This window comes from Actinocatenispora sera (genome assembly GCF_018324685.1).
In the GTDB taxonomy this organism is placed as follows: domain Bacteria; phylum Actinomycetota; class Actinomycetes; order Mycobacteriales; family Micromonosporaceae; genus Actinocatenispora; species Actinocatenispora sera.
Genome location: NZ_AP023354.1, coordinates 4,602,685 through 4,622,945 on the forward strand (window position 1 = coordinate 4,602,685; position 20,261 = coordinate 4,622,945).

Annotated in this window: 18 protein-coding genes; 12 read left to right on the forward strand and 6 right to left on the reverse strand. The window is 73.5% G+C overall.

Going from position 1 to position 20,261, the window contains the following annotated elements:
- Positions 1-39 precede the first annotated feature (39 nt).
- From steA to Asera_RS21965, 7 genes are all read left to right on the forward strand, one after another.
- Positions 40-1,221 carry a putative cytokinetic ring protein SteA gene (steA, locus tag Asera_RS21935; RefSeq protein ID WP_030449951.1) on the forward strand — a complete coding sequence of 394 codons (1,182 nt, stop codon included), beginning with the start codon at positions 40-42 and terminating at the stop codon, positions 1,219-1,221.
- A complete protein-coding gene (locus tag Asera_RS21940; protein ID WP_030449950.1) occupies positions 1,218-2,144 on the forward strand; it encodes a copper transporter in 927 nt (308 codons plus the stop codon). The genes steA and Asera_RS21940 overlap by 4 nt, the downstream gene beginning before the upstream one ends.
- On the forward strand, positions 2,144-3,055 hold the full coding sequence (locus Asera_RS21945; RefSeq protein ID WP_051803115.1) for a hypothetical protein: 912 nt from the start codon (positions 2,144-2,146) through the stop codon (positions 3,053-3,055). Before Asera_RS21940 ends, Asera_RS21945 begins: the two co-directional genes overlap by 1 nt.
- A gap of 208 nt (positions 3,056-3,263) precedes the next feature.
- Positions 3,264-4,355: a glycosyltransferase family 4 protein gene (locus tag Asera_RS21950; protein WP_244843981.1), complete on the forward strand. Its 1,092-nt coding sequence runs from the start codon at positions 3,264-3,266 to the stop codon at positions 4,353-4,355.
- The gene (locus Asera_RS21955) at positions 4,352-6,412 is read left to right on the forward strand and encodes an alkaline phosphatase family protein (protein WP_051803114.1); all 2,061 of its coding nucleotides are present in this window, start codon (positions 4,352-4,354) and stop codon (positions 6,410-6,412) included. Before Asera_RS21950 ends, Asera_RS21955 begins: the two co-directional genes overlap by 4 nt.
- A 245-nt stretch (positions 6,413-6,657) precedes the next feature.
- Entirely contained in the window at positions 6,658-8,418 is a 1,761-nt protein-coding gene (locus Asera_RS21960) for a CTP synthase (protein ID WP_030449946.1), read from the forward strand.
- On the forward strand, positions 8,415-9,005 hold the full coding sequence (locus tag Asera_RS21965; protein ID WP_030449945.1) for an NUDIX domain-containing protein: 591 nt from the start codon (positions 8,415-8,417) through the stop codon (positions 9,003-9,005). Before Asera_RS21960 ends, Asera_RS21965 begins: the two co-directional genes overlap by 4 nt.
- Before the next feature lie 94 nt (positions 9,006-9,099).
- On the opposite strand, the gene Asera_RS21970 is transcribed toward Asera_RS21965, so the two are convergent.
- Complete coding sequence (locus tag Asera_RS21970; RefSeq protein WP_030449944.1) at positions 9,100-9,795, reverse strand: TM2 domain-containing protein; 696 nt, start codon at positions 9,793-9,795, stop codon at positions 9,100-9,102.
- Positions 9,796-9,998: 203 nt separating this feature from the next.
- Here Asera_RS21970 and Asera_RS21975 point away from each other — a divergent pair, with 203 nt between their 5' ends.
- From Asera_RS21975 to Asera_RS21995, 5 genes are all read left to right on the forward strand, one after another.
- Positions 9,999-11,003, forward strand: coding sequence for a site-specific tyrosine recombinase XerD (locus tag Asera_RS21975; protein ID WP_030449943.1), 1,005 nt, complete (start codon positions 9,999-10,001; stop codon positions 11,001-11,003).
- 264 nt (positions 11,004-11,267) lie between these two features.
- Positions 11,268-12,149, forward strand: coding sequence for a ParA family protein (locus tag Asera_RS21980; protein WP_157035239.1), 882 nt, complete (start codon positions 11,268-11,270; stop codon positions 12,147-12,149).
- Positions 12,150-12,263: 114 nt separating this feature from the next.
- Positions 12,264-13,271 (forward strand): segregation and condensation protein A, encoded by a 1,008-nt coding sequence (locus Asera_RS21985; RefSeq protein ID WP_084132943.1) that lies wholly within the window; start codon positions 12,264-12,266, stop codon positions 13,269-13,271.
- Positions 13,268-14,557, forward strand: coding sequence for an SMC-Scp complex subunit ScpB (gene scpB / locus Asera_RS33815; protein WP_030449940.1), 1,290 nt, complete (start codon positions 13,268-13,270; stop codon positions 14,555-14,557). Before Asera_RS21985 ends, scpB begins: the two co-directional genes overlap by 4 nt.
- Positions 14,554-15,297, forward strand: coding sequence for a pseudouridine synthase (locus Asera_RS21995; protein WP_030449939.1), 744 nt, complete (start codon positions 14,554-14,556; stop codon positions 15,295-15,297). The genes scpB and Asera_RS21995 overlap by 4 nt, the downstream gene beginning before the upstream one ends.
- Here Asera_RS21995 and Asera_RS22000 read toward each other — a convergent pair.
- The 5 genes from Asera_RS22000 to Asera_RS22020 all read right to left on the reverse strand — a co-directional run bounded on the left by Asera_RS22000 (position 15,267) and on the right by Asera_RS22020 (position 20,148).
- Positions 15,267-16,190, reverse strand: a complete 924-nt coding sequence (locus Asera_RS22000; RefSeq protein WP_030449938.1) for an EamA family transporter — start codon at positions 16,188-16,190, stop codon at positions 15,267-15,269. The genes Asera_RS21995 and Asera_RS22000 overlap by 31 nt on opposite strands.
- 208 nt (positions 16,191-16,398) lie before the next feature.
- Complete coding sequence (locus tag Asera_RS22005; protein WP_211255820.1) at positions 16,399-17,214, reverse strand: ABC transporter ATP-binding protein; 816 nt, start codon at positions 17,212-17,214, stop codon at positions 16,399-16,401.
- Positions 17,211-18,236, reverse strand: coding sequence for an ABC transporter ATP-binding protein (locus Asera_RS22010; protein WP_030449936.1), 1,026 nt, complete (start codon positions 18,234-18,236; stop codon positions 17,211-17,213). Before Asera_RS22010 ends, Asera_RS22005 begins: the two co-directional genes overlap by 4 nt.
- On the reverse strand, positions 18,233-19,141 hold the full coding sequence (locus Asera_RS22015) for an ABC transporter permease (protein WP_084132935.1): 909 nt from the start codon (positions 19,139-19,141) through the stop codon (positions 18,233-18,235). The genes Asera_RS22010 and Asera_RS22015 overlap by 4 nt, the downstream gene beginning before the upstream one ends.
- The gene (locus Asera_RS22020; protein ID WP_030449934.1) at positions 19,141-20,148 is read right to left on the reverse strand and encodes an ABC transporter permease; all 1,008 of its coding nucleotides are present in this window, start codon (positions 20,146-20,148) and stop codon (positions 19,141-19,143) included. Before Asera_RS22020 ends, Asera_RS22015 begins: the two co-directional genes overlap by 1 nt.
- Between the last annotated feature and the right edge of the window lie 113 nt (positions 20,149-20,261).

Here is a 20,261-nt window from a genome sequence, read left to right on the forward strand (position 1 = left end):
GTCGGGGTTGCCGGGCCCTGAGTGTCAAGATTGGTAGCGATGCGGCTACCCACCCTCCGTCGGGCTCGGACGGCAGAAGCAGGCGCGGTCAGCGGACCGGCGCGACTCGATCGGCGCACGAAAAGGCTGACCGGTCGGTTGCGGCCCGGTGACGTCGCGGTCATCGATCACCTCGACCTGGATCGGGTCGCGGCGGACTCGTTGGTGAGCTGCGGCGTGTCCGCGGTGGTCAACGCGAAGCCGTCGATCTCCGGTCGGTACCCGAATCTCGGCCCGGAAGTGCTGGTCAAGGCCGGCATTCCGGTCATCGACGATGTCGGCGAGGACGTCTTCCGGAAGGTGCGCGAGGGCGCCGTCGTCCGGATCGACGGCGGCACCGTGTTCCTCGGCCAGGACAAGGTCGCCACCGGTGCCCGGCTGGACGCCGAGACGGTGGCCGCGGCGATGGCCGACGCGCGGCAGGGGCTGTCGGCGCAGCTGGAGGCGTTCGCCGGCAACACGATGGAGTACCTCAAGCGCGAGCGTGACCTGCTGCTCGACGGGGTCGGCGTGCCGGACGTGGCGACCGACCTGGCCGGCCGGCACTGCCTGATCGTGGTGCGCGGGTACGACTACAAGGCCGACCTCGAGGTGCTGCGGCCCTACATCCGCGAGTTCAAGCCGGTGCTGATCGGCGTGGACGGCGGCGCGGATGCCTTGGTGGAGGCCGGATACACGCCGGACATGATCGTCGGTGACATGGACTCGGTGTCCGACGACGTGTTGCGTTGCGGCGCCGAGGTCATCGTCCACGCGTACGCGGACGGGCGGGCGCCGGGCCTGGCCCGGGTCGAGTCGCTGGACGTGCCGGCGGTGCTGTTCCCGGCCGCCGCGACCAGCGAGGATCTGGCGATGCTGCTGGCCGACGAGAAGGGCTCCACGCTGATCGTGGCGGTCGGCACGCACGCCACGCTGGTGGAGTTCCTCGACAAGGGCCGCGGCGGGATGGCCTCGACGTTCCTGACCCGGCTCAAGGTCGGCGGCAAGCTGGTCGACGCCAAGGGCGTGTCCCGGCTGTACCGGCAGGGCGTGTCGACCTCGTCGCTGTTGTTGCTGGTGCTGGCGGCGATCGCGGCGCTGGCGGCGGCCGTCGCGGTGTCGACGATCAGCCGCTCCTATCTCCAGGTCCTCGCCGAGTGGTGGGACAACTTGCTGTTCCATGTGCAGAGGCTGTTCTCGTGATCAACTTTCGCTATCACGTCGTCACCTTGACGGCGGTCTTCCTCGCGCTCGCCGTCGGTCTGGTGCTCGGCACCGCGGCGCTCAACGGCACGCTCACCGACAACCTGAACGACCAGGTGGGTGAGCTGCGCAAGTCCAACGAGCAGTACCGCGGTCAGGTGCAGCACCTGACCAGCGAGGCGAACAAGAAGGAGGACTTCGACCGGCAGCTGGCGCCGCGGATCCTGGCCGGCACGCTGACCAAGCGGTCGGTGCTGGTGCTCGCGCTGCCCGGTGCCGACGACAAGGCGGTCAGCGGCACCGAGCAGATGCTCGGCTACGCGGGGGCGACGCTCGCCGGCGAGGTGCGGCTGACCAACACGTTCACCGACCCGAAGAACAACGATGCGCTGAGCGATCTGGCCTCGGCGAAGCTGCCGGTGGACATCCACACCACGCTGCCGAACAACGCCGACGGCGTCGAGTCGTCCTCCGCGTTGCTCGCCGCGGTGCTGGTGAAGCGGCACGACGCGGTGTCGAAGGACTCCCGCACCACGGTGCTCACCGCGTACGCGACGGGGCAGAACCTGATCGTGGGCAAGGCGGTCAAGACGCCGGCCGAGGCGGTCGTGGTGGTCGGCGGGCCGCCGGCCACCGACCCGGACGCGGCGAAGCGCAACGCGGCCGCGGTCACCGTGGTGCGCCAGTTCGCCAAGGCCGGGCAGACGGTGCTGGCCGGCCCCGGTACCTCGGGGCAGGGCAACGTGATCGGCGCGGTGCGCGGTGACAGCAACCTGACCGCAACAGTGTCCACAGTGGACACGCTGAACCTGGTCCAGGGCCAGATCACCGCCGTACTGGCGCTGTCGGCTCAACTGTCCGGCACGGTCGGTCAGTACGGGCTGGGCGACGGCGCGAGCCAGCTGCTGCCGGCGAGCGGCTGATGGCCGCGGTGTCGTCCGGGCGCGGCTCGGTGTGGGGCGGCGTGCTGCGCCGGGCGGCCGTGGCCGGCGCCGGCGCGGTCGCGGCCCGGGCGGCGCTGCGCGCGGTACGGGCCGCGCCGGTCGCAGCGGCGCTGGAGCGGGTGAATCACCGCGGTGCCACCGTGAGCCTTGCGGCCGGTCCGGCGCTGGCGGCGGCGGCCGCCGGTGCCGCGGCGCTGGGCGCGGCCGACCGCGGTGCCCGGGCGGCGGCACTGACGGTGGGGCTGTCGGCCGGCGCGGTCGGGCTGTACGACGACGTGGTGGGGCAGCGCCCGGACCAGCGCCAGGCCAAGGGGTTTCGCGGGCACCTCGCCGCGCTGCGGGCCGGCCGGATCACCAGCGGCCTGGTGAAGATCGGCGGGATCGGTGTCGCGTCGCTGGTCGCCGCGTCGCTGGCCGATCGTGGTCGCGGCCCGCATCCGGCCGACACGCTGGTGTCGGCCGGCGTCATCGCCGGTGCGGCGAACCTCGCGAACCTGTTCGATCTGCGTCCCGGCCGGGCGGTGAAGGTCGGTCTGTTGGCCGGCGGACCGCTGCTCGCCGGTCGCGCCGGTGGGCTTGCCGCCGGTCCGCTCGGTGCCGCCGGCGCGCTGTTGCCGGACGATCTGCACGAGCGGGTGATGCTGGGCGATGGCGGGGCGAACGCGCTGGGCGCGCTGCTGGGCCTTGCCGCCACCCGCACGCTCGGGCGATCCGGCCGGATCGCCCTGTTGGCCGGGATGGCCGGGCTCACCCTGGCCAGTGAGAAGGTCAGCTTCACCGCGGTGATCGAGTCCCACCCGGCGCTCGCCGCGGTCGATCGCTGGGGCCGCCTCCCGGCGGCGCCGGCCGCCCCGCCCCCGGCCGCGGCGCCAGTCGATCAGCGCCCGTAACCCGGCGTTCGCCCGGTGGCAGCCACCTGTCAGGCTAGAGCGTGTTTCGACTCCCGGGTGGCCGGCCGGAATTGCGAAACAATGCCCGAAGACCAACCGGCGGGACGCGGGTCCCGCGGCGGAGGCGACAGCGACGGGGACGCGCGACGCCCGATGCAGCCGGGCCCGTGGGGCGGGTCGGCCACCGGGCCGCGCGGTGGGGAGAAGCGTGGCAGACGTACGGGATCGGGTCGCGCTGGTGCTGCCCACCAGCAGCGGCGGCATCGGCCGGCATGTCGGTTCGCTGGCCGCCGGGCTGGTCCGGGACGGCCGGCTGGTGCGGGTGTTGGGCCCGCGCGAGGTCGGTGAGCTGTTCGACTTCGGCGGTGCGGCGTTCCGGCCGGTGCAGATCTCGGCGGGGCTCGACCCGGCGCGTGACCTGCCGGCGCTCGCGGCGCTCGCGGCCGGTCTGCGCGGCGCGGACGTGGTGCACGCGCACGGGATGCGGGCCGGTGTGCTCGCCGCGCTGGCCCGCCCGCGCTCGGCGCCGCTGCTGGTGACCTGGCACAACCTGTTGCCGGACAACGGAACCGGCCCGCGCCAGCGGCTGCTTGCGGCGCTGGAGCGGTGGCTGGCCCGCTCGGCGACCGTGCACCTGTGCGCCTCCGACGATCTGGTCGACCGGGTGCTGCGGCTGGGCGGCCGGGACGTCCGCCCGGCGCCGGTGGCCGCACCGTCGCTGCCGGCGCCGCGCCGGACCCCGGCGCAGGTACGCGAGGAGCTCGGTGCGGTGGGCCGACCGCTGCTGCTGTCGGTGGGCCGGCTGCACCCGCAGAAGGGGTACGACCTGCTCGTCGACGTCGCCGCCCGGTGGCGCGGCCGCGACCCGCAGCCGCTGCTGGCGATCGCCGGTGACGGGCCGGACCGGGCCGCGTTGGCCGATCGGATCGCCGCGTCCGGTGCCCCGGTGACGCTGCTGGGCCACCGCAGCGACGTGGCCGACCTGCTCGCCGCGTGCGACGTGGCGGTGGTGTCGAGCCGGTGGGAGGCGCGGCAGCTGTTCGCGCAGGAGGCGCTGGGTGCCGGCCGGCCGCTGGTGTGTACCGCGGTGGGCGGGGTGCCGGGGCTCGTCGGTGCCGCCGCGGCGCTGGTACCGGCCGGCGACGGTGCTGCGCTGGCCGGTGCGGTCGAGGCGTTGCTGGACGACCCGGCTCGGCGGGCGGAGCTGGCCGCGCGGGCGGGCGTGCAGGCGGCGAGCTGGCCGACGGAGGCGGACACCGTGGCGCAGGTCGAGGCCGTCTACGCCGAGCTGCTCGAATGACCGGTCGGCGCGCCGCCGGGTTGCTGCTGGTCACGCTCGGCGTGCTGCTCGGACTGGCGGCGCCGGCGTCGGCGGCGCCGACCCACGCTGCGCGCTCCAGCGGTCAGGTGATCGTGATCGGGGTGCCGGGACTGCGCTGGGACGATCTGTCCGCCGCGGACACCCCGGCGCTGTGGCGGCTCGCCGGCAACGGCTCGATCGGTACCCTCTCGGCCCGCTCGACCCGGGCGCTGTCCTGCCCGGAGGACGGCTGGGTGACGCTCGGTGCCGGTGCCCGGGCCCAGCGTGGGCCACATCGGGCCACGCCCCGGGCCTGTCCGAATCCGCCGGTACGGCTGGTGCTGCACGCCGACGGCTCGGCGGTCCTGGACGACCAACCGGACGTGGTGCTGCGCAACACGTCGGCGCAGGCGCGACCGGGCGCGCTGGCTGAGTCGCTGCGCTGCGCGACCGCGATCGGGTCCGGCGCGGCGATCGCGGCGGCCCGTCCGGTCGGCCGCATCACGCAGTACCTGCCGAAGCTGCCGACGCACCTGCGGGCGGTGCTGGCCCGCTGCCCGCTCACCGTGGTCGACGCCGGCCAGGTCACCGGCACCAGTGCGCCCCGGCGCGCTGCCGTACGGGCGGTCGATCGGCTGGTCGGGCAGGTGGTCGCGGCCCGTGCCGCGGACTCCACGGTGCTCGTCGCCGGGGTCTCCGACACCGGTACGCCGGCGCGGCTGCACGTGGCGATCGCGGACGGGCCGGACTTTCGCGGCGGGTGGCTGACCTCCGGCAGTACCAACCGCACCGGGTACGTGCAGCTGGCCGACGTGGCGCCGACGGTGACCGACACGCTCGGGTTGCGCCGGCCGGCCGCGTTCACCGGGCAACCGTGGCAGCACGGGTCCGCGCGGACCGCGACGATGCCGGTGAGCCGGGACCGGCTGGTCGACGCGGACCGCTCGTCGGTGGCCACCGCGGGCGTCGCGGGGTGGTTCGTCGCGGTGCTGGTGGCCAGCCAGCTGGTGCTGTACCTGCTGGTCGGGTTCGGCCTCAGCCGGCTGGTGGACGCGCCGGACCGGACCCGGGCGGTGATCGCGACCGCGGCCGCCGCGGCCGCCCTGGTGGTACCGGCGATGCTGCTGGCCAACGTGGTGCCCTGGTGGCGCACCGGCGCACCCGGCTGGACGTTTCTCGCCGTGGTGGCCGGCTGGCTCGCGGTCGCGACCGCGGTGGTACGGCTCGGCCCGTGGCGCCGCTGGCGGCTCGGTCAGCCGGCGGCGACCGCGGCGGTCGCGGTGGCGGTGATCGGTGTCGACGTGGTGAGCGGCGCGCACCTGGAGCTGGACAACGTGGTCGGCTACGCCGCGGTGACCGGGGACCGCTACACCGGCCTGGGCATGGTCGGCCTCGGCGCCTTCGCCGCCGCGGTACTGGCACTGGCCGGGTGCCTCGCCGTCCGGGTGCCGCGCCGGTACCGGCCGGTGTTGATGGCGTTGGTGGGCGGGGCCGGGGTGGTGGCGGTCGGCGGTCCGTTCTTCGGAGCCGATCCGGGTGCGGCGATCGGGATGACCGCCGGCGCCGCGGTGGCGGCGGTGCTGTCGCGTGGCGGCTTTCTCACCGTGACCCGGCTGGGCTGGGCGATCGTGGCCGGGCTCGGGGTGACCGGTGCGTTCGCGCTGCTGGATCTGACCCGGCCGCCGGAGCAGCGCGGCCACCTGGCCCGGTTCGTCGGCCACCTGTTCGGCGGTACCGCGGGGCCGGCGCTGCACCGGGTGATGCAGGCGAACACGATGGCCACGGTCGGCAGCCTGCTCAGCCTGCTCGTGGCGGTGTCGGCGGTGTTCGTCGGGTTGGTCCTGCTGGGGCCGGCCGCCGGGCTGCGCCGGGTGCACGGGCTGTTCCCGTCGCTGCGCGGTGCGCTGGCCGGTGCCACCGTCGCGGCGGTACTGGCGGGGCTGTTCGACGGGGCCGGGCTGATCGTGGCCGGCGCGGCGGCGTCGGTGGCGGTGCCGCTCGCGGTGCAGTACTGCCTCCAGGTGCGCAGGCCGGAGCGGGGCGAGCCGGCCTCCTGATCCGGCCCGGCCGGATGGGTGGTACCTGCCGGTTCGGTCGGTACCTGCCCGCACGTCCCGACGGCGCGCCGGGTGGTTCACTTCGGTCCGGCCGGGCCTGCTGTTACTCTGGAGTCCCGTGGATCGCGTGGCATTCTTCTCGGACGGCCTGCTTGTCTTGGCCGGCGAACGGCCCGACCACCTGCGGCAACGATCGGCGCCGCAGCTTTCTGTCGCATTCGCCGCACACACCACGGGAGTCCGTTTTGGCCGGCTCGGCGCGCACGACCAAACACATCTTCGTCACCGGGGGCGTCGCCTCATCGCTCGGCAAGGGCCTGACCGCCTCCAGTCTCGGTAACCTGCTCACCGCGCGCGGGCTGCGCGTGGTGATGCAGAAGCTCGACCCGTACCTCAACGTGGATCCGGGCACCATGAACCCGTTCCAGCACGGCGAGGTGTTCGTGACCGAGGACGGCGCGGAGACCGACCTGGACGTCGGCCACTACGAGCGGTTCCTCGACTCGCCGCTCGGCGCGTACGCCAACGTCACCACCGGCCAGGTCTACTCGACGGTGATCGCGAAGGAACGCCGCGGCGAGTACCTGGGTGACACCGTCCAGGTGATCCCGCACATCACCAACGAGATCAAGGAACGGATCCGGGCGATGGCGGTGCCCGGCCCCGGCGGCCAGGTGCCGGACGTGGTGATCACCGAGGTCGGTGGCACCGTCGGGGACATCGAGTCGCTGCCGTTCCTGGAGGCGATCCGGCAGCTGCGGCACGACATCGGCCGGGACAACTGCTTCTACCTGCACGTGTCGCTGGTGCCCTACCTGGCACCGTCCGGCGAGCTGAAGACCAAGCCGACCCAGCACTCGGTGGCGGCGCTGCGCAACATCGGCATCCAGCCGGACGCGATCGTCTGCCGTTCCGACCGCGACATCCCGGCCGGCGTCAAGGCGAAGATCGGGCTGTACTGCGACGTCGAGGCCGAGGCGGTCATCGGCTGCCCGGACGCGCCGAGCATCTACGACATCCCGAAGGTGCTGCACCGCGAGGGGCTGGACGCGTACGTGGTGCGCCGGATGGACCTGCCGTTCCGGGACGTCGACTGGACCCGCTGGGACGACCTGCTGCACCGGGTGCACCGGCCGCGCGGCAGCGTGACGATCGCGCTGGTCGGCAAGTACGTCGACCTGCCCGACGCGTACCTGTCGGTCACCGAGGCGTTGCGCGCCGGCGGCTTCGCGCACCGGGTACACGTGGACATCCGGTGGGTGGGCAGCGACGACTGCGAGACCCCGGCCGGTGCGGCGGCGGCGCTGCGCGGGGTGGACGGGGTGCTGATCCCGGGCGGGTTCGGGGTGCGCGGCATCGAGGGGAAGATCGGCGCGGTCCGCTACGCGCGGGAGAACGCGATCCCGACACTCGGGTTGTGCCTCGGGCTGCAGTGCATGGTCATCGAGACGCTGCGCAACGTGGCCGGTCTGGATGGCGCCGACTCGGCCGAGTTCGACGAGCGCGCCGCGCACCCGGTGATCGCCACCATGGCCGACCAGCGAGACGTGGTGGCCGGTGAGCGCGACATGGGCGGCACCATGCGGCTCGGCGCGTACCCGGCGACGCTCGCGGCCGGCTCGCAGGTGGCCCAGGCGTACGAGACGACCGAGGTCAGCGAGCGCCACCGGCACCGGTACGAGGTGAACAACGCCTACCGCGACAAGCTGGCCGCGGCCGGCGTCGAGATCAGCGGTACGTCGCCGGACGGCCGGCTGGTGGAGTTCGTCGAGATGCGCCGGGAGGTGCACCCGTTCTTCGTCGCCACCCAGGCGCACCCGGAGTTCAAGTCCCGGCCGACCCGGCCACACCCGCTGTTCCGCGCGTTCGTCGCCGCCGCGGTCGACTACGAGCAGGCCGAGCGGCTGCCGGTGACGCTGCCCGACACCGACGACGACGATGTCTCGCCCGTGGCCGCCACCCACGTGACCGCGCCGCGTGCGGCGGTGTCGGGGGCGAGCTCGTGAGCGCCGGCCAGCGGTCCGACTACCCGGTCGTCGAGCACGTCGAGCGGCCCGTCAACCCGGTGTTCTCCCTGGTCAGTGACCAGGTGCGGATGCCCGACGGGGAGGTCGCCCGGCGGGACTTCCTGCACCACGTCGGCGCCGTCGCCGCCGTGGCCGTGGACGCCGACGGGTCGGTGCTGCTCATCCGGCAGTACCGGCACCCGGTCGGGCAGGCGATGTGGGAGTTGCCGGCCGGGCTGACCGACGTGGCGGGGGAGGCGCCGGTGGACACCGCGCGGCGGGAACTGGCCGAGGAGGCCGACCTGACCGCCCGCGACTGGCAGCTGCTCGCCGAGCTGCACACCACGCCCGGCTGCTCGGACGAGCGGATCCGGGTGTACCTCGCGCGGGATGTGGCGCCGGTTCCGGCGCACGAGCGGTTCGAACGCACCGCCGAGGAGGCCGGCCTGACGACCCGCTGGGTGCCGCTGGCGGATGCGGTCGCGATGGTGACGACCGGGGAGCTGACCAACGCCACCGCCGTGGCCGGGGTGCTCGCCGCGGCCCGCAGCCGGGAGAACGGCTGGACCGGCCTGCGCCCGGCCTGACCGGCGCCCGGAAACGCCTCGGCCACCGGCGGTCGCGCCGGTGGCCGAGAGCCGTCTGGTTCGCCTCGCCTGATCGTGCCGCGCTGTCGTGCGCTCAGTTGTCGCGCAGCTTGCGGCCCTCGACGTCGGGGATCGAGTTGTTCGCGAGGATCATGATGCCCTCGATGATCCCCCAGATCCCGCCGACGCCGCCGGTGCAGACCGTGACGACGATCTGCAGCACGCCGAGGCCGGTGTAGCCCAGGTAGAAGCGGCCGACGCCGACACCGCCGAGCAGGATGCTGAACAGGCCGGCCATCAGCTTCGTCTTGTCCGACAGCGGCTCCCCGGTGACCGGGTCGAACGCCGGCTGCCCGTAGCCCGGTGCCCCGTAGCCGGGTGTCACCTGCTGCTGGTAGCCCGGCGGGTACCCGGGCTGGCCGTAACCCTGCTGGTACGGGTCCTGCTGGTAGGGATCCTGCTGGTAGGGATCCTGGTACGCCTGCTGGTAGCCCTGCTGGTAGGGGCCGCCGCCCGCCGGGGACGCCGTGCCCGGGTAGTCGGCGCCGCCGCCCGGGTAACCGGGTCCACTCGCCGGATAGCCGGGCCCACTCGCGGGGTAGCCGGGGCCGCTGGCCGGGCTTGGCAGGCTGCCACCCCGGTACGGCTCGCCGGGCGCCGGTCGGTACGGCCCACCGCTTCCCGGGGCGGCGCCGCTGGTCGGGTAGCCGGGCCCGCTGGCAGGTTGGTTGTCTCCACCGCCGGGACCCTGGTTGGACGGAGGATACGGACCGCCTGGGTCGTACGTCATGGCGGCGACGCTATCCAATGGTGGCGTCGCTGCCAATGGAGGGGCCGGAAACCGACCGTAACGGTGGCGTGGTCTGAGCGTTCCGCTCCAGCACACCCCGGCGCGCGCCGGATGATCACGCACGGTGGCCCGCGGCCGGCCGGTACCTCCTAGGATGGGGTGCGGCCAGTGGAGGTGGCGTGTCCAGCGACGTGTCGGGCGAGATGTCGACCTCGGGCGCTGCGCCGGATCCGGCGCCCGCTGCGGAGCCGCAGGTCGCGCCGGAGCTGCGCGCGGCGGTCCGCGCCTACCTGGACCACCTGCTGGTGGAGCGCGCGCTGGCCGGCAACACGCTCAGTTCGTACCGGCGGGATCTGGGCCGCTACCAGCAGTGGCTGGCCGCGGCCGGCGTCGGGGCGCTGGAGGCGGTGGGCACCGGGCACGTCGCGCAGTTCCTGGCCACGCTGCGCGGCGGCGACGAGCGGCACCCGCCGCTGTCGGTGTCCTCGGCCGCCCGTACGGTCAGCGCGGTGCGCGGGCTGCACCGGTTCGCCGCCGCGGAGGGGCTGACGACCGGCGACCCGGCGCACGACGTCCACCCGCCGACGCCGGGCAAGCGGCTGCCCAAGGCGCTCTCGGTGTACGAGGTGGAGCAGTTGCTCGCCGCGACCGGCTCGGACAGCGACCCCGATCCGCTGGTGCTGCGGGACCGCGCCCTGCTGGAGTTCCTGTACGGCACCGGTGCGCGCATCTCCGAGGCGGTCGGCGCCGCGGTCGACGACCTGGACCTGGCCGACGGCACGGACGGTACGGCTGACAGCACGGTGCGGCTGTCCGGCAAGGGCGGCAAGACCCGGCTGGTGCCGGTCGGCGGGTACGCCTGCCGGGCGGTCTCGGCGTACCTGACCCGGGCCCGGCCGGCGCTCGCCCGCGCCGGTGGCGGGCACGGTGCGCTGTTCCTCAACGCCCGCGGGGGTGCGCTGTCGAGGCAGAGCGCGTGGTCGATCCTGCGCCGGGCGGCGCAGCGGGCACAGCTGGACGGCTCGGTCTCGCCGCACACGCTGCGTCACTCGTTCGCCACCCACCTGCTGGACGGCGGCGCCGACGTCCGGGTGGTGCAGGAGCTGCTCGGGCACGCCTCGGTGACGACCACGCAGGTCTATACGCTGGTGACGGTCGACAAACTGCGTGAGGTGTACACCACGACCCATCCGCGCGCGCGGGCTTGAGTCGGCCCGTACCGTTTGACTCGACGCGCCGGTGCCCGATCAGACGGTGTCCGGTGCAGGACAGGAGCGTGCCGTCGTTGCGACACGCCGGGGATGATGGCGGCGAGAAGATCCCACCGTGGCGTACAGTCGGGCCACGGCCGCCCCTCTTCCCCGGTGGTCCGGGGCGGCGCCGGGATTTCCGGGCAGCCGGCGGGAAGGGTGTTGAGGATGACGAGTCTCAGCGGGGACGCGTGGGACAAGCTCCGGCAGGAGCCACCTCCCATGGAGCTCGGCGCTGAGGCGGAGTTGGGTCCGGCAGACCCGTCGGCGTACACGATCAAGCGTCCGATCCTGCAGCCGCCGCCGGTCGAGCGGCACGGGCCGGCCCGCATCATCGCGATGGCCAACCAGAAGGGTGGCGTCGGCAAGACGACCACCACGATCAACCTGGGCGCCGCGCTCGCGGAGTACGGGCGGCGGGTGCTGATGGTCGACTTCGACCCGCAGGGCGCGCTGTCGGTGGGGTTCGGGGTCAACCCGCACAACCTCGACCTGACCATCTACAACCTGCTGATGCAGCGTGACGTCGGGCTGGACGAGGTGCTGTTCAAGACCAACGTCGACGGGCTGCACCTGCTGCCGGCCAACATCGACCTGTCCGCGGCCGAGATCCAGCTGGTCAACGAGGTGGCGCGGGAGCAGACGCTGACCCGGGTGCTGCGCCCGGCGCTCAAGGAGTACGACTACATCCTGATCGACTGCCAGCCGTCGCTCGGGCTGCTGACGGTCAACGCGCTGACCGCCGCGCACGGCGTGGTGATCCCGCTGGAGTGCGAGTTCTTCAGCCTGCGCGGGGTGGCGCTGCTGCTCGACACGATCGACAAGGTGCGCGAGCGGCTCAACTTCGACCTGGAGCTGGAAGGCATCCTCGCCACCATGTACGACTCGCGCACCACGCACTGCCGGCAGGTGCTGCAGCGCGTGGTCGAGGCGTTCGGTGAGCGGGTCTACCAGACCGTCATCACCCGCACGGTGCGGTTCCCGGAGACCACGGTGGCCGGTGAGCCGATCACCACCTGGGCGCCCTCGTCGTCCGGCGCCCGGGCGTACCGGCAGCTTGCCCGCGAGGTCATCGGCCAGCAGTCGCTGCGCCAGGGGATGTAGGTACGGTCGTTCGGTGCGTGGGGCGACAGGGGGCGGCCGGCTGCCCGGACACCAGCCGGTGCCGGTGTGGTGACCGGTGCGGCCGACCGGCCCGGCGTGGGTAACGTTGCGCGGGTGAGCACGCCCGTACCGTCCGAACCCGAGCCGTCACGGACCGCCGATCCCACCGTGCCCGGGGCGATCGACGGCACCGCGACCCCGTACGTCGACGACGGTGCCGAGGGCGCGGGCGAGTCGGCCGACGACGTGGCCGGGGCGACCGGCGACGGGGGCGACCGCAGGAGCGGGTTCAGCGTCCGGCTGGACAACTTCGAGGGCCCGTTCGATCTGCTGCTGCAGTTGATCAGCAAGCACAAGCTGGATGTCACCGAGGTCGCGCTGTCCAAGGTGACCGACGAGTTCATCGCGCACATCCGGGCGATGGGCAGCGAGTGGGACCTGGACGAGGCGAGCGAGTTCCTGATCATCGCGGCCACCCTGCTGGATCTCAAGGCGGCCCGGCTGCTGCCGTCGGCACAGGTGGAGGACGAGGAGGATCTCGCCCTGCTGGAGGCGCGCGACCTGCTGTTCGCCCGGCTGCTGCAGTACAAGGCGTTCAAGCAGGCGGCGGCGCACCTCAACGACCTGGAGCGCACCGCGGCCCGGCGCTATCCGCGTACGGTCGGGTTGGAGCCGCGGTACGCCGAGGTGCTGCCGGAGATCGTGTTGTCGATCGGGCTGGAGCGGTTCGCCCAGCTCGCGGTGCGCGGCATGACGCCGAAGGCGCCGCCGACGGTGGCGATCGATCACGTGCACATGGTGCGGGTCAGCGTACGGGAGCACGCGGCGATCCTCGCCGAACGGCTGCAACGCATCGGTACCGGTACGTTTCGGTCGCTGTGCTCCGACTGTGCGAACACGCTGGAGATGGTGGCCCGGTTCCTCGCCCTGCTGGAGATGTACCGGGAGAACATGGTCGGGTTCGAGCAGCCGGAGGCGCTCGGCGAGCTGACCGTACGGTGGCAGGGCGGTGCCGAGGCGGCCACCATCGACGTGGACGAGTACGCGGGTACGCCACCGGCGGCTGGCGAGCAGCCCGCCGATGCCGAACGGCCGCAGCAGCAACAGGGGGAGAGCACGTGACCGGCAGCGAAGACGACGCGGCGCGCGGCGACGCGCCGTCGCTGGCCGACCGGGTGGCCGCCTGGACCCCACCCTGGGCCCGACCGCAGCCGGACGAACCCGCGCCCTCCGGTACCGACGCCGACGCCCCGGCACCCGCCGCCGAAGCGGCCGCGCGGGACGACGCGTCGAGCGCGGACCGCAGGCCGACCGGCGACGGTGACGTCACGCCGGCGCCCGGGGCCGCGGCGTCGTCGGACGATGCCGTTCCGGCTGCCGACGAGCTCGATCCGAACGCGCGGGCCACGGTGTCGGCGGACGACGTCGAGCCGGCAACCGGGGCCTCAGCGCCGGCCGGCGACAGCGAGTCGGCTGCCGGGGCCGTAGCGCCGGCCGGCGATCTGGATTCCGCCGGTCACGGTGTGTCGCCGGAGGCCGCCGAGGTGGCCGGTGATCTCGAGGCGAGCGACGACGTCCAGCCCGTCGGAGGCCACGAGCCGGTCGCCGAGGCGGAGCCGCAGGCGGCCCCTGCGGCGCTCCGGGACCGCGGGTCGAACGACGAGGCCGAACCGTCTCGGCTCGCGGAGCCGGATGGCGAGCCAACCGCGGACGCCGTGCCGGTTGTGGACGCCGAGCCCGAGTATCAGGCCGGCGGGGCCGTCGTGTCCGAGGAACCGGTGGGCGAGCTTGGCTCGGCCGAGCCGCCGGCGCCCGCCGCCGGGGCCGGCCCGGACGCGGCGGGCGAGGCGCGCGCGCTGCCGGAGCTGGACGATCCGGAGACGCTGCGGGCGGCGCTGGAGGCGATCCTGATCGTGGTGGACGAGCCGGTCAGCGAGGTGGTGCTGGCGCAGGTCCTGGAGCGCCCGACGGTCACCGTGGCGGCCGCGGTGCGCGAGCTGGCCGAGTCGTACACGCGGGAGCGGCGCGGGTTCGAGCTGCGCCAGGCCGCCGGCGGCTGGCGCATCTACACCCGGGACGACTTCGCGCCGTACGTGGAGCGGTTCGTGCTGGACGGCCAGCAGGTGCGGCTGACCCAGGCCGCGCTGGAGACGCTCGCGGTGGTGGCGTACAAGCAGCCGGTCAGCCGCTCGCGGGTGTCCGCGATCCGCGGCGTCAACTGCGACGGGGTGGTGCGCACCCTGCTCACCCGCGGGCTGATCGAGGAGTGCGGCGCCGAGCCGGAGTCCGGCGCGTACCTCTACCGCACCACGACACTGTTCCTGGAGCGGATGGGCCTCAACTCGACCGACGAGCTGCCCGACCTGGCTCCGTTCCTGCCCGACGAACTCCCCGAGGAAGCATCGTGACCGAACCAGAGCCTCTCCAGCGGTTGCAGAAGGTGTTGGCGGCCGCGGGGCTGGGGTCGCGGCGTGCCTGCGAGGAGCTGATCGCGGCCGGGCGGGTGACCGTGGACGGCCGGAAGGCGCAGCTGGGCGACCGGGCCGACCCGCGCGTCTCGGTGGTGTACGTGGACGGGCTGCGGGTGGTCACCGACGACCGGATGGTGCACCTCGCGCTGAACAAACCGCGCGGCGTGCTGTCGGCGATGTCCGACGACCGCGGCCGGCGCACCCTCGCGCAGTACGTGCCGGGCGACGTGACCCGGCTGTTCCACGTCGGCCGGCTGGACGCCGACAGCGAGGGCCTGCTGCTGCTGACCAACGACGGCGATCTGGCGCACCGGCTGATGCACCCGTCGTACGAGGTGGCGAAGACCTACCTGGCGCAGGTGCCGGGACCGGTGCCGCCCGCGGTGGGCCGCCGGCTGCGCGACGGCGTGCAGCTGGAGGACGGGCCGGCCGCGGTCGACCGGTTCCGGGTGGTGTCCACCGACCGGGACCGCGCGCTGGTCGAGGTGGTGCTGCACGAGGGGCGTAACCGCATCGTGCGCCGGATGCTCGCCGAGGTCGGGCATCCGGTGGAGCGGCTGATCCGGACCCGGATCGGTCCGGTGGCGCTGGGCGACCTGCGGCCGGGGGTGACCCGGCCGCTGGGGCGGGAGGAGCTGGGCGGGCTCTACCGGGCGGTGGAGGCCGGCGCCCGCTGACCGAGCGCGAGCAGCAGCAGCGCGGCGGCGAGGAGCGCCTCGCCGACCCAGCCGGCCACCGCGAGCCGCTCGTGCAGGACCACGACGCCCAGCACGGTCGCGACGGCAGGTTCGGCGAGCGCGAGCGTGGTGGCGACCGCCGCGGTGACCGTCCGCAGGCCGCGGCCGTAGAGCACGTACGCGAGGAACGTGGTGACCAGCGCCAGGTGCGCCACCACCAGCGGTCCGTGGCCGTGCAGCATCCAGGCCGGCCCGGCGGCGAGCTGCACCGGCAGTACCAGCAGCGCGCCGCCGCCGAACATCGCGCCGGTCACCGGCGCCGAGCCGCGGCCCCGGGAGATCAACAACCCCGCTACCGCCGTGTACGCGGCGTAGCTCGCGCCGGCCGCGACGGCGAGGGCGATGCCCAGCGGATCGATCTGCGCGCCGGCGTCGCCGCCGACGGCAAGCAGGACGGCACCGGCCAGGCACCCGGCGGTGGCGATCAGCCACCGGCGTTGCGGTCGGTGCCGGCGCAGCAGCCAGTCGAACAGCCCGGCGCAGACCGGCGCGCAGCACAGCATGATCACCGTGCCCGGTGCCACGCCGGCCCGGGCGACCGCCGGGAAGAACGTCAGCGGGTAGCCGGCGACCGTGCCGGCGCCGAGCGCGACCAGCAGGTACTCCCGGCGACCGCGCGCGGCCGGTCCGGCGCCGGCGAGCCGCCCGGTGAGGTACAGCAGCAGGCCGCCGACCGCCAGGCCGGACGAGCCGACCACGGTCGGCGACACGCCCGCCGGCGCGAACGTACTGATGGTGCCGGTGCTGCCCCAGAGGGCGGCCGCGGCGAGGACACACAACGCGCCGGCGCTGCCGGCGGAGGGTACGGAGGTTTCCGCGGTGGAGGTGGACACGACGCTGCTCCCACGACGAGATCGGTCAGGACCGTGGTGGGCGCGGCGACGCCGGCTCGATGCCGGCACCGCACGGTGACCGCCGCCGTACCGGCTCCGGGCCGGTGGCGGTGGCGTGCTGCCGCGGCGCCCTCAGCGCGCGGGCGGCGGGGTGACGGCGTGCCAGAAACGCATGCCGGAACTCTAACCGGGGCTCGGCCGCTCGCGGTCAGCCGGTGTCGTGCAGCCGGGGCACGTCGGCGAGCAGCTTGCGGGTGTAGTCGTGGTGCGGGTCGAAGATGACCCGCTCGGCCGGTCCGGACTCGACCAGCCGGCCCTTGCTGAGCACCAGCACCTGATCGGAGACGTAGCAGGCCTGCCCGATGTCGTGGGTGATGAACAGGATCGTCAGCCCGGCCCGGTCGCGCAGGTCGGTCAGCACGTTGAGGATGGTGGCGCGCAGCGACGCATCCAGCATCGAGGTGGCCTCGTCGGCGATCAGCAGGCTCGGCCGCATCAGCAGCGCGCGGGCGATCATCACCCGCTGCCGCTGCCCGCCGGACAGCTGGTGCGGGTAACGGCCGAGTACGTCCGCGGCCTGCAGCCCGACCTGTTCCAACGCCTCGACAATCCGCTGTTCGGTGAGCTCGGCGCCGAGCAGCCGGCGGGAGCGGGCGAGCAGCCGTCGTACCGTGAAGAACTGGTTGAACGCGCTGAACGGGTCCTGGAACACCGCCTGCACCTGCCGCCAGTACGCGGTGGTGTCGGTGCGGCCGGTCACGTCGGTACCGTCGAAGACCAGCCGGCCGGAGGTGACCGGCAGCAGCTTGAGCAGCATCCGGGCCAGCGTCGACTTGCCGCTGCCGCTCTCGCCGACCACGGTGGTGATCTCGCTGCGGCGCAGCGCGAACGACACGTCGTCGACCGCCCGTACCGCCGCATCGCCGCGGCCGAACACCCGGGTCAGGTGCTCGCCCACGACCAGCGCGTCGCCCCCGCCGCCGTCCGATGTGACGTCGCCGGTCGGGCTCGCCTCGGTGCTCACAGCCTCGCCTCCAGCGGCTCGTCAGGGTGCTCGGCGCGCCACCAGCAGGTGGTGTAGCCGGCGCCGATCGCGCCGATCATCGGCGGTACCTGCTCGGTGCAGACCTCGGTGGCGAGGCTGCACCGCGGGTGGAACCGGCAGCCGGCCGGTGGCGCGGACAGATCCGGTGGGGCGCCGGCGATCCCGCCGATCCGGCGGGTACGGATCCGCGGCTCCGGCACCAGCACCGAGGCGAGCAGCGCCGCGGTGTACGGGTGCCGCGGGTCGTCGATCAGCCCGGCCGTGTCGCCGACCTCGACCAGCTGACCGGCGTACATGATGGCGACGCGGTCGGCGACCGCGCGCAGCACCGGCAGGTCGTGCGTGACGAACACGATGCCGCCGACCAGACCACGGTGCAGCAGCTCGCGCAGCAGTTCGGTGAGTGCCCGCTGGGTGGACACGTCCAGCGCCGAGGTCGGCTCGTCGGCGATCAGCAGCTTCGGATCCAGCAGCGTGGACAGCACCGTGACCACCCGCTGCCGCATCCCGCCGGACAGCTGGTGCGGGTAGCTGTCCACCACCCGCCGCGGCAGGTCCAGCGCGTCCAGCCGGTCGGTGAGCAGATCGAGCGCGTCAGAGCGGCGGATCCGGCCACGGTGCGCCCGCACCACGTCGACCGCGAGGTCGCCGACCCGGGTGGTCGCCGACAGCGAGTTCATCGCGCCCTGCGGCAGCAGCGACACGACGCTGCCGCGCCAGGTCCGCGGCGGGCGCCGGCCGCCGGACAGGTCGAGCTGCTCGCCGTCGATGGTCAGCTCGCCGCCGAGCACCGACAGCGGCGGCCGCGCGGTCAGCGACAGCACGGCCGCCAGGGTCGACTTGCCGCTGCCGGACTCGCCGGCGATGCCGAGCACCTGCCCGCCGGACAGTTCCAGGCTCACGTCGTCGACCGCGACGACATCGGTGCCGCGCTGGGTGCGGTACGCCGCGCGCAACCCCCGGGCGCGGACCAGGGGCGCAGCCGGTGTGGTGTCGGTCATTCCGCCGCTCCTTCCGGTACCGGCAGCGCCGCCGGCGCCACGCGCCGGGCGGTGCGCCGGCGGCGTGCGGTACGGGTGTGCCGGCGCAGCCGCGGGTTGAACACCTCGTCCAGGCTGGACTGCAGCATCAGCAGTGCGAACGCCAGCAACGTCAGCAGCAGGGTGGGCGGTACGAACGCCCACCAGGCGCCGGTGCGCACCGACTCCCAGGCGAGCGCCCAGTGCAGCATGATGCCCAGCGACACCCCGCCGGACGGGCCGAGCCCCAGCATCGACAGCGCCGCCTCGTTGAGCACCGCGCCGGAGACCTGCAGCACGAACGCCATGCAGATGTACGACAGCATGTACGGCACGACGTCGTAGCAGATCAGCGAGAACGTCCCGGCGCCGGACAGCCGGGCCACGTCCAGGTGCTCGCGGGTACGCACGCTGGACGCCTGGGCGCGCACCGCACGGGCGGTCCACGGCCAGCTGGTGACCGCCAGTACCACCGCGAGGGTGACGGTGGAGCGGGTGCCCAGCGCGATGGAGATCAGCACCAGCACCACGATGGACGGGATCGCCAGGATGACGTTGGTGAACCCCATCAACCCTTCCTCGACCGCGCCGCCGCGGTAGCCGGCGAGGGTACCGATCGCGACGCCGAGCAGGGTCGCGATCGCGCCGGCCACCAGGCCGATCACCAGCGAGGTACGGGTGCCGTACATCAGGTTGGTGAACACGTCGTGGCCGAGATTGTCGGTACCCAGCCAGGCGTGCGCGCTGGGATGGTCGTAGAGCCCGCCGACCACGTCGCCGACCTGGTGGGTGCGAAACACCAGCGGCGCGACCAGGCCGAACAGCAGGACCGCGGCGACGATCCCGGCCGCCACGTAGAAGCGGGTGGAGAAGCGTGCGGTGGACATCAGCGCTCACCTCGGCTGCTGGCCCGGATGCGCGGATCGATGATGCCGTAGGCGATCTCGACGCAGAAGTTCGCGACCAGCACCGCCACCGCGATCAGCAGCGTCAGGCCGGTCACCACCGGATAGTCGTTCTGGCTGATCGCGGTGAACAGCAGGGTGCCCACGCCCGGGTAGGAGAACACGATCTCGGTGATCAGCGCCCCGCCCACCAGCGTCCCGATCGACAACGCCAGCCCGGTGACCTGCGGCAACATCGCGTTGCGGAAGATGTAGCGGATGATCGTGCGGTCCCGCAGGCCCAACCCGCGGTCGTAGTTGACGTAGTCGCTGCCCAGCTCGTACACGGCCATCGACCGCATGCCGACCGCCTGGCCGCCGACGAACACGATGACCAGCGACAGGAACGGCAGCCAGTAGTGCGTCAGCGCGTCGGACACGAACGCGGCGGACAGCTCCGGCGCGTTGCCGAACGAGTACCCGCCGGACGGCGGGAGCACCGGGATCACCACCGCGAGCAGGTACAGCAGCAGGATCGCGACGCAGTAGTACGGCATCGACGAGGTGAACAGCGACCCGAGGAACGCGCCGCGGTCGAACCAGCCGCCGCGGTAGGCGGCCAGCGCGCCGAGCACGTTGCCGACCAGCCAGCCGATCACGATCGCCGGCAGCTGCAGTGCGATGCTCCACGGCAGCGCCTGCCCGATCAGCCCCTGTACCGTCGCCGGCGACTGGGCGAACGAGACGCCCAGGTCACCGTGCGCCAGGTGCCCCAGGTAGACCAGGAACTGCTGCCACAGCGGCTTGTCCAGGCCGAACTCGTGCACGTAGTGGGCGTGGATGGCGTGCAGCTGGCTGCCCTCCACGCCCCCACGCGACAGCGACGAGACGATCGTGTCCACCGGGTTGCCCGGGATCAGCCGCGGCAGCAGGAAGTTGAGCAGGATCGCCACCAGCAGCGCGCCCAGGTACCACGCCGCCTTGCGCCCCAGGTACCGCGGGAGGCTCATGAGCGTTCCTCCTGTGTCGGAACGCTCATGAGGCACCAACGGGCGCGATGCCTATGATTCGCTCGCTTCCGCTCGCTCATGAGCGTTCCTCCTCCGTCGCCGCCGCCGGAACG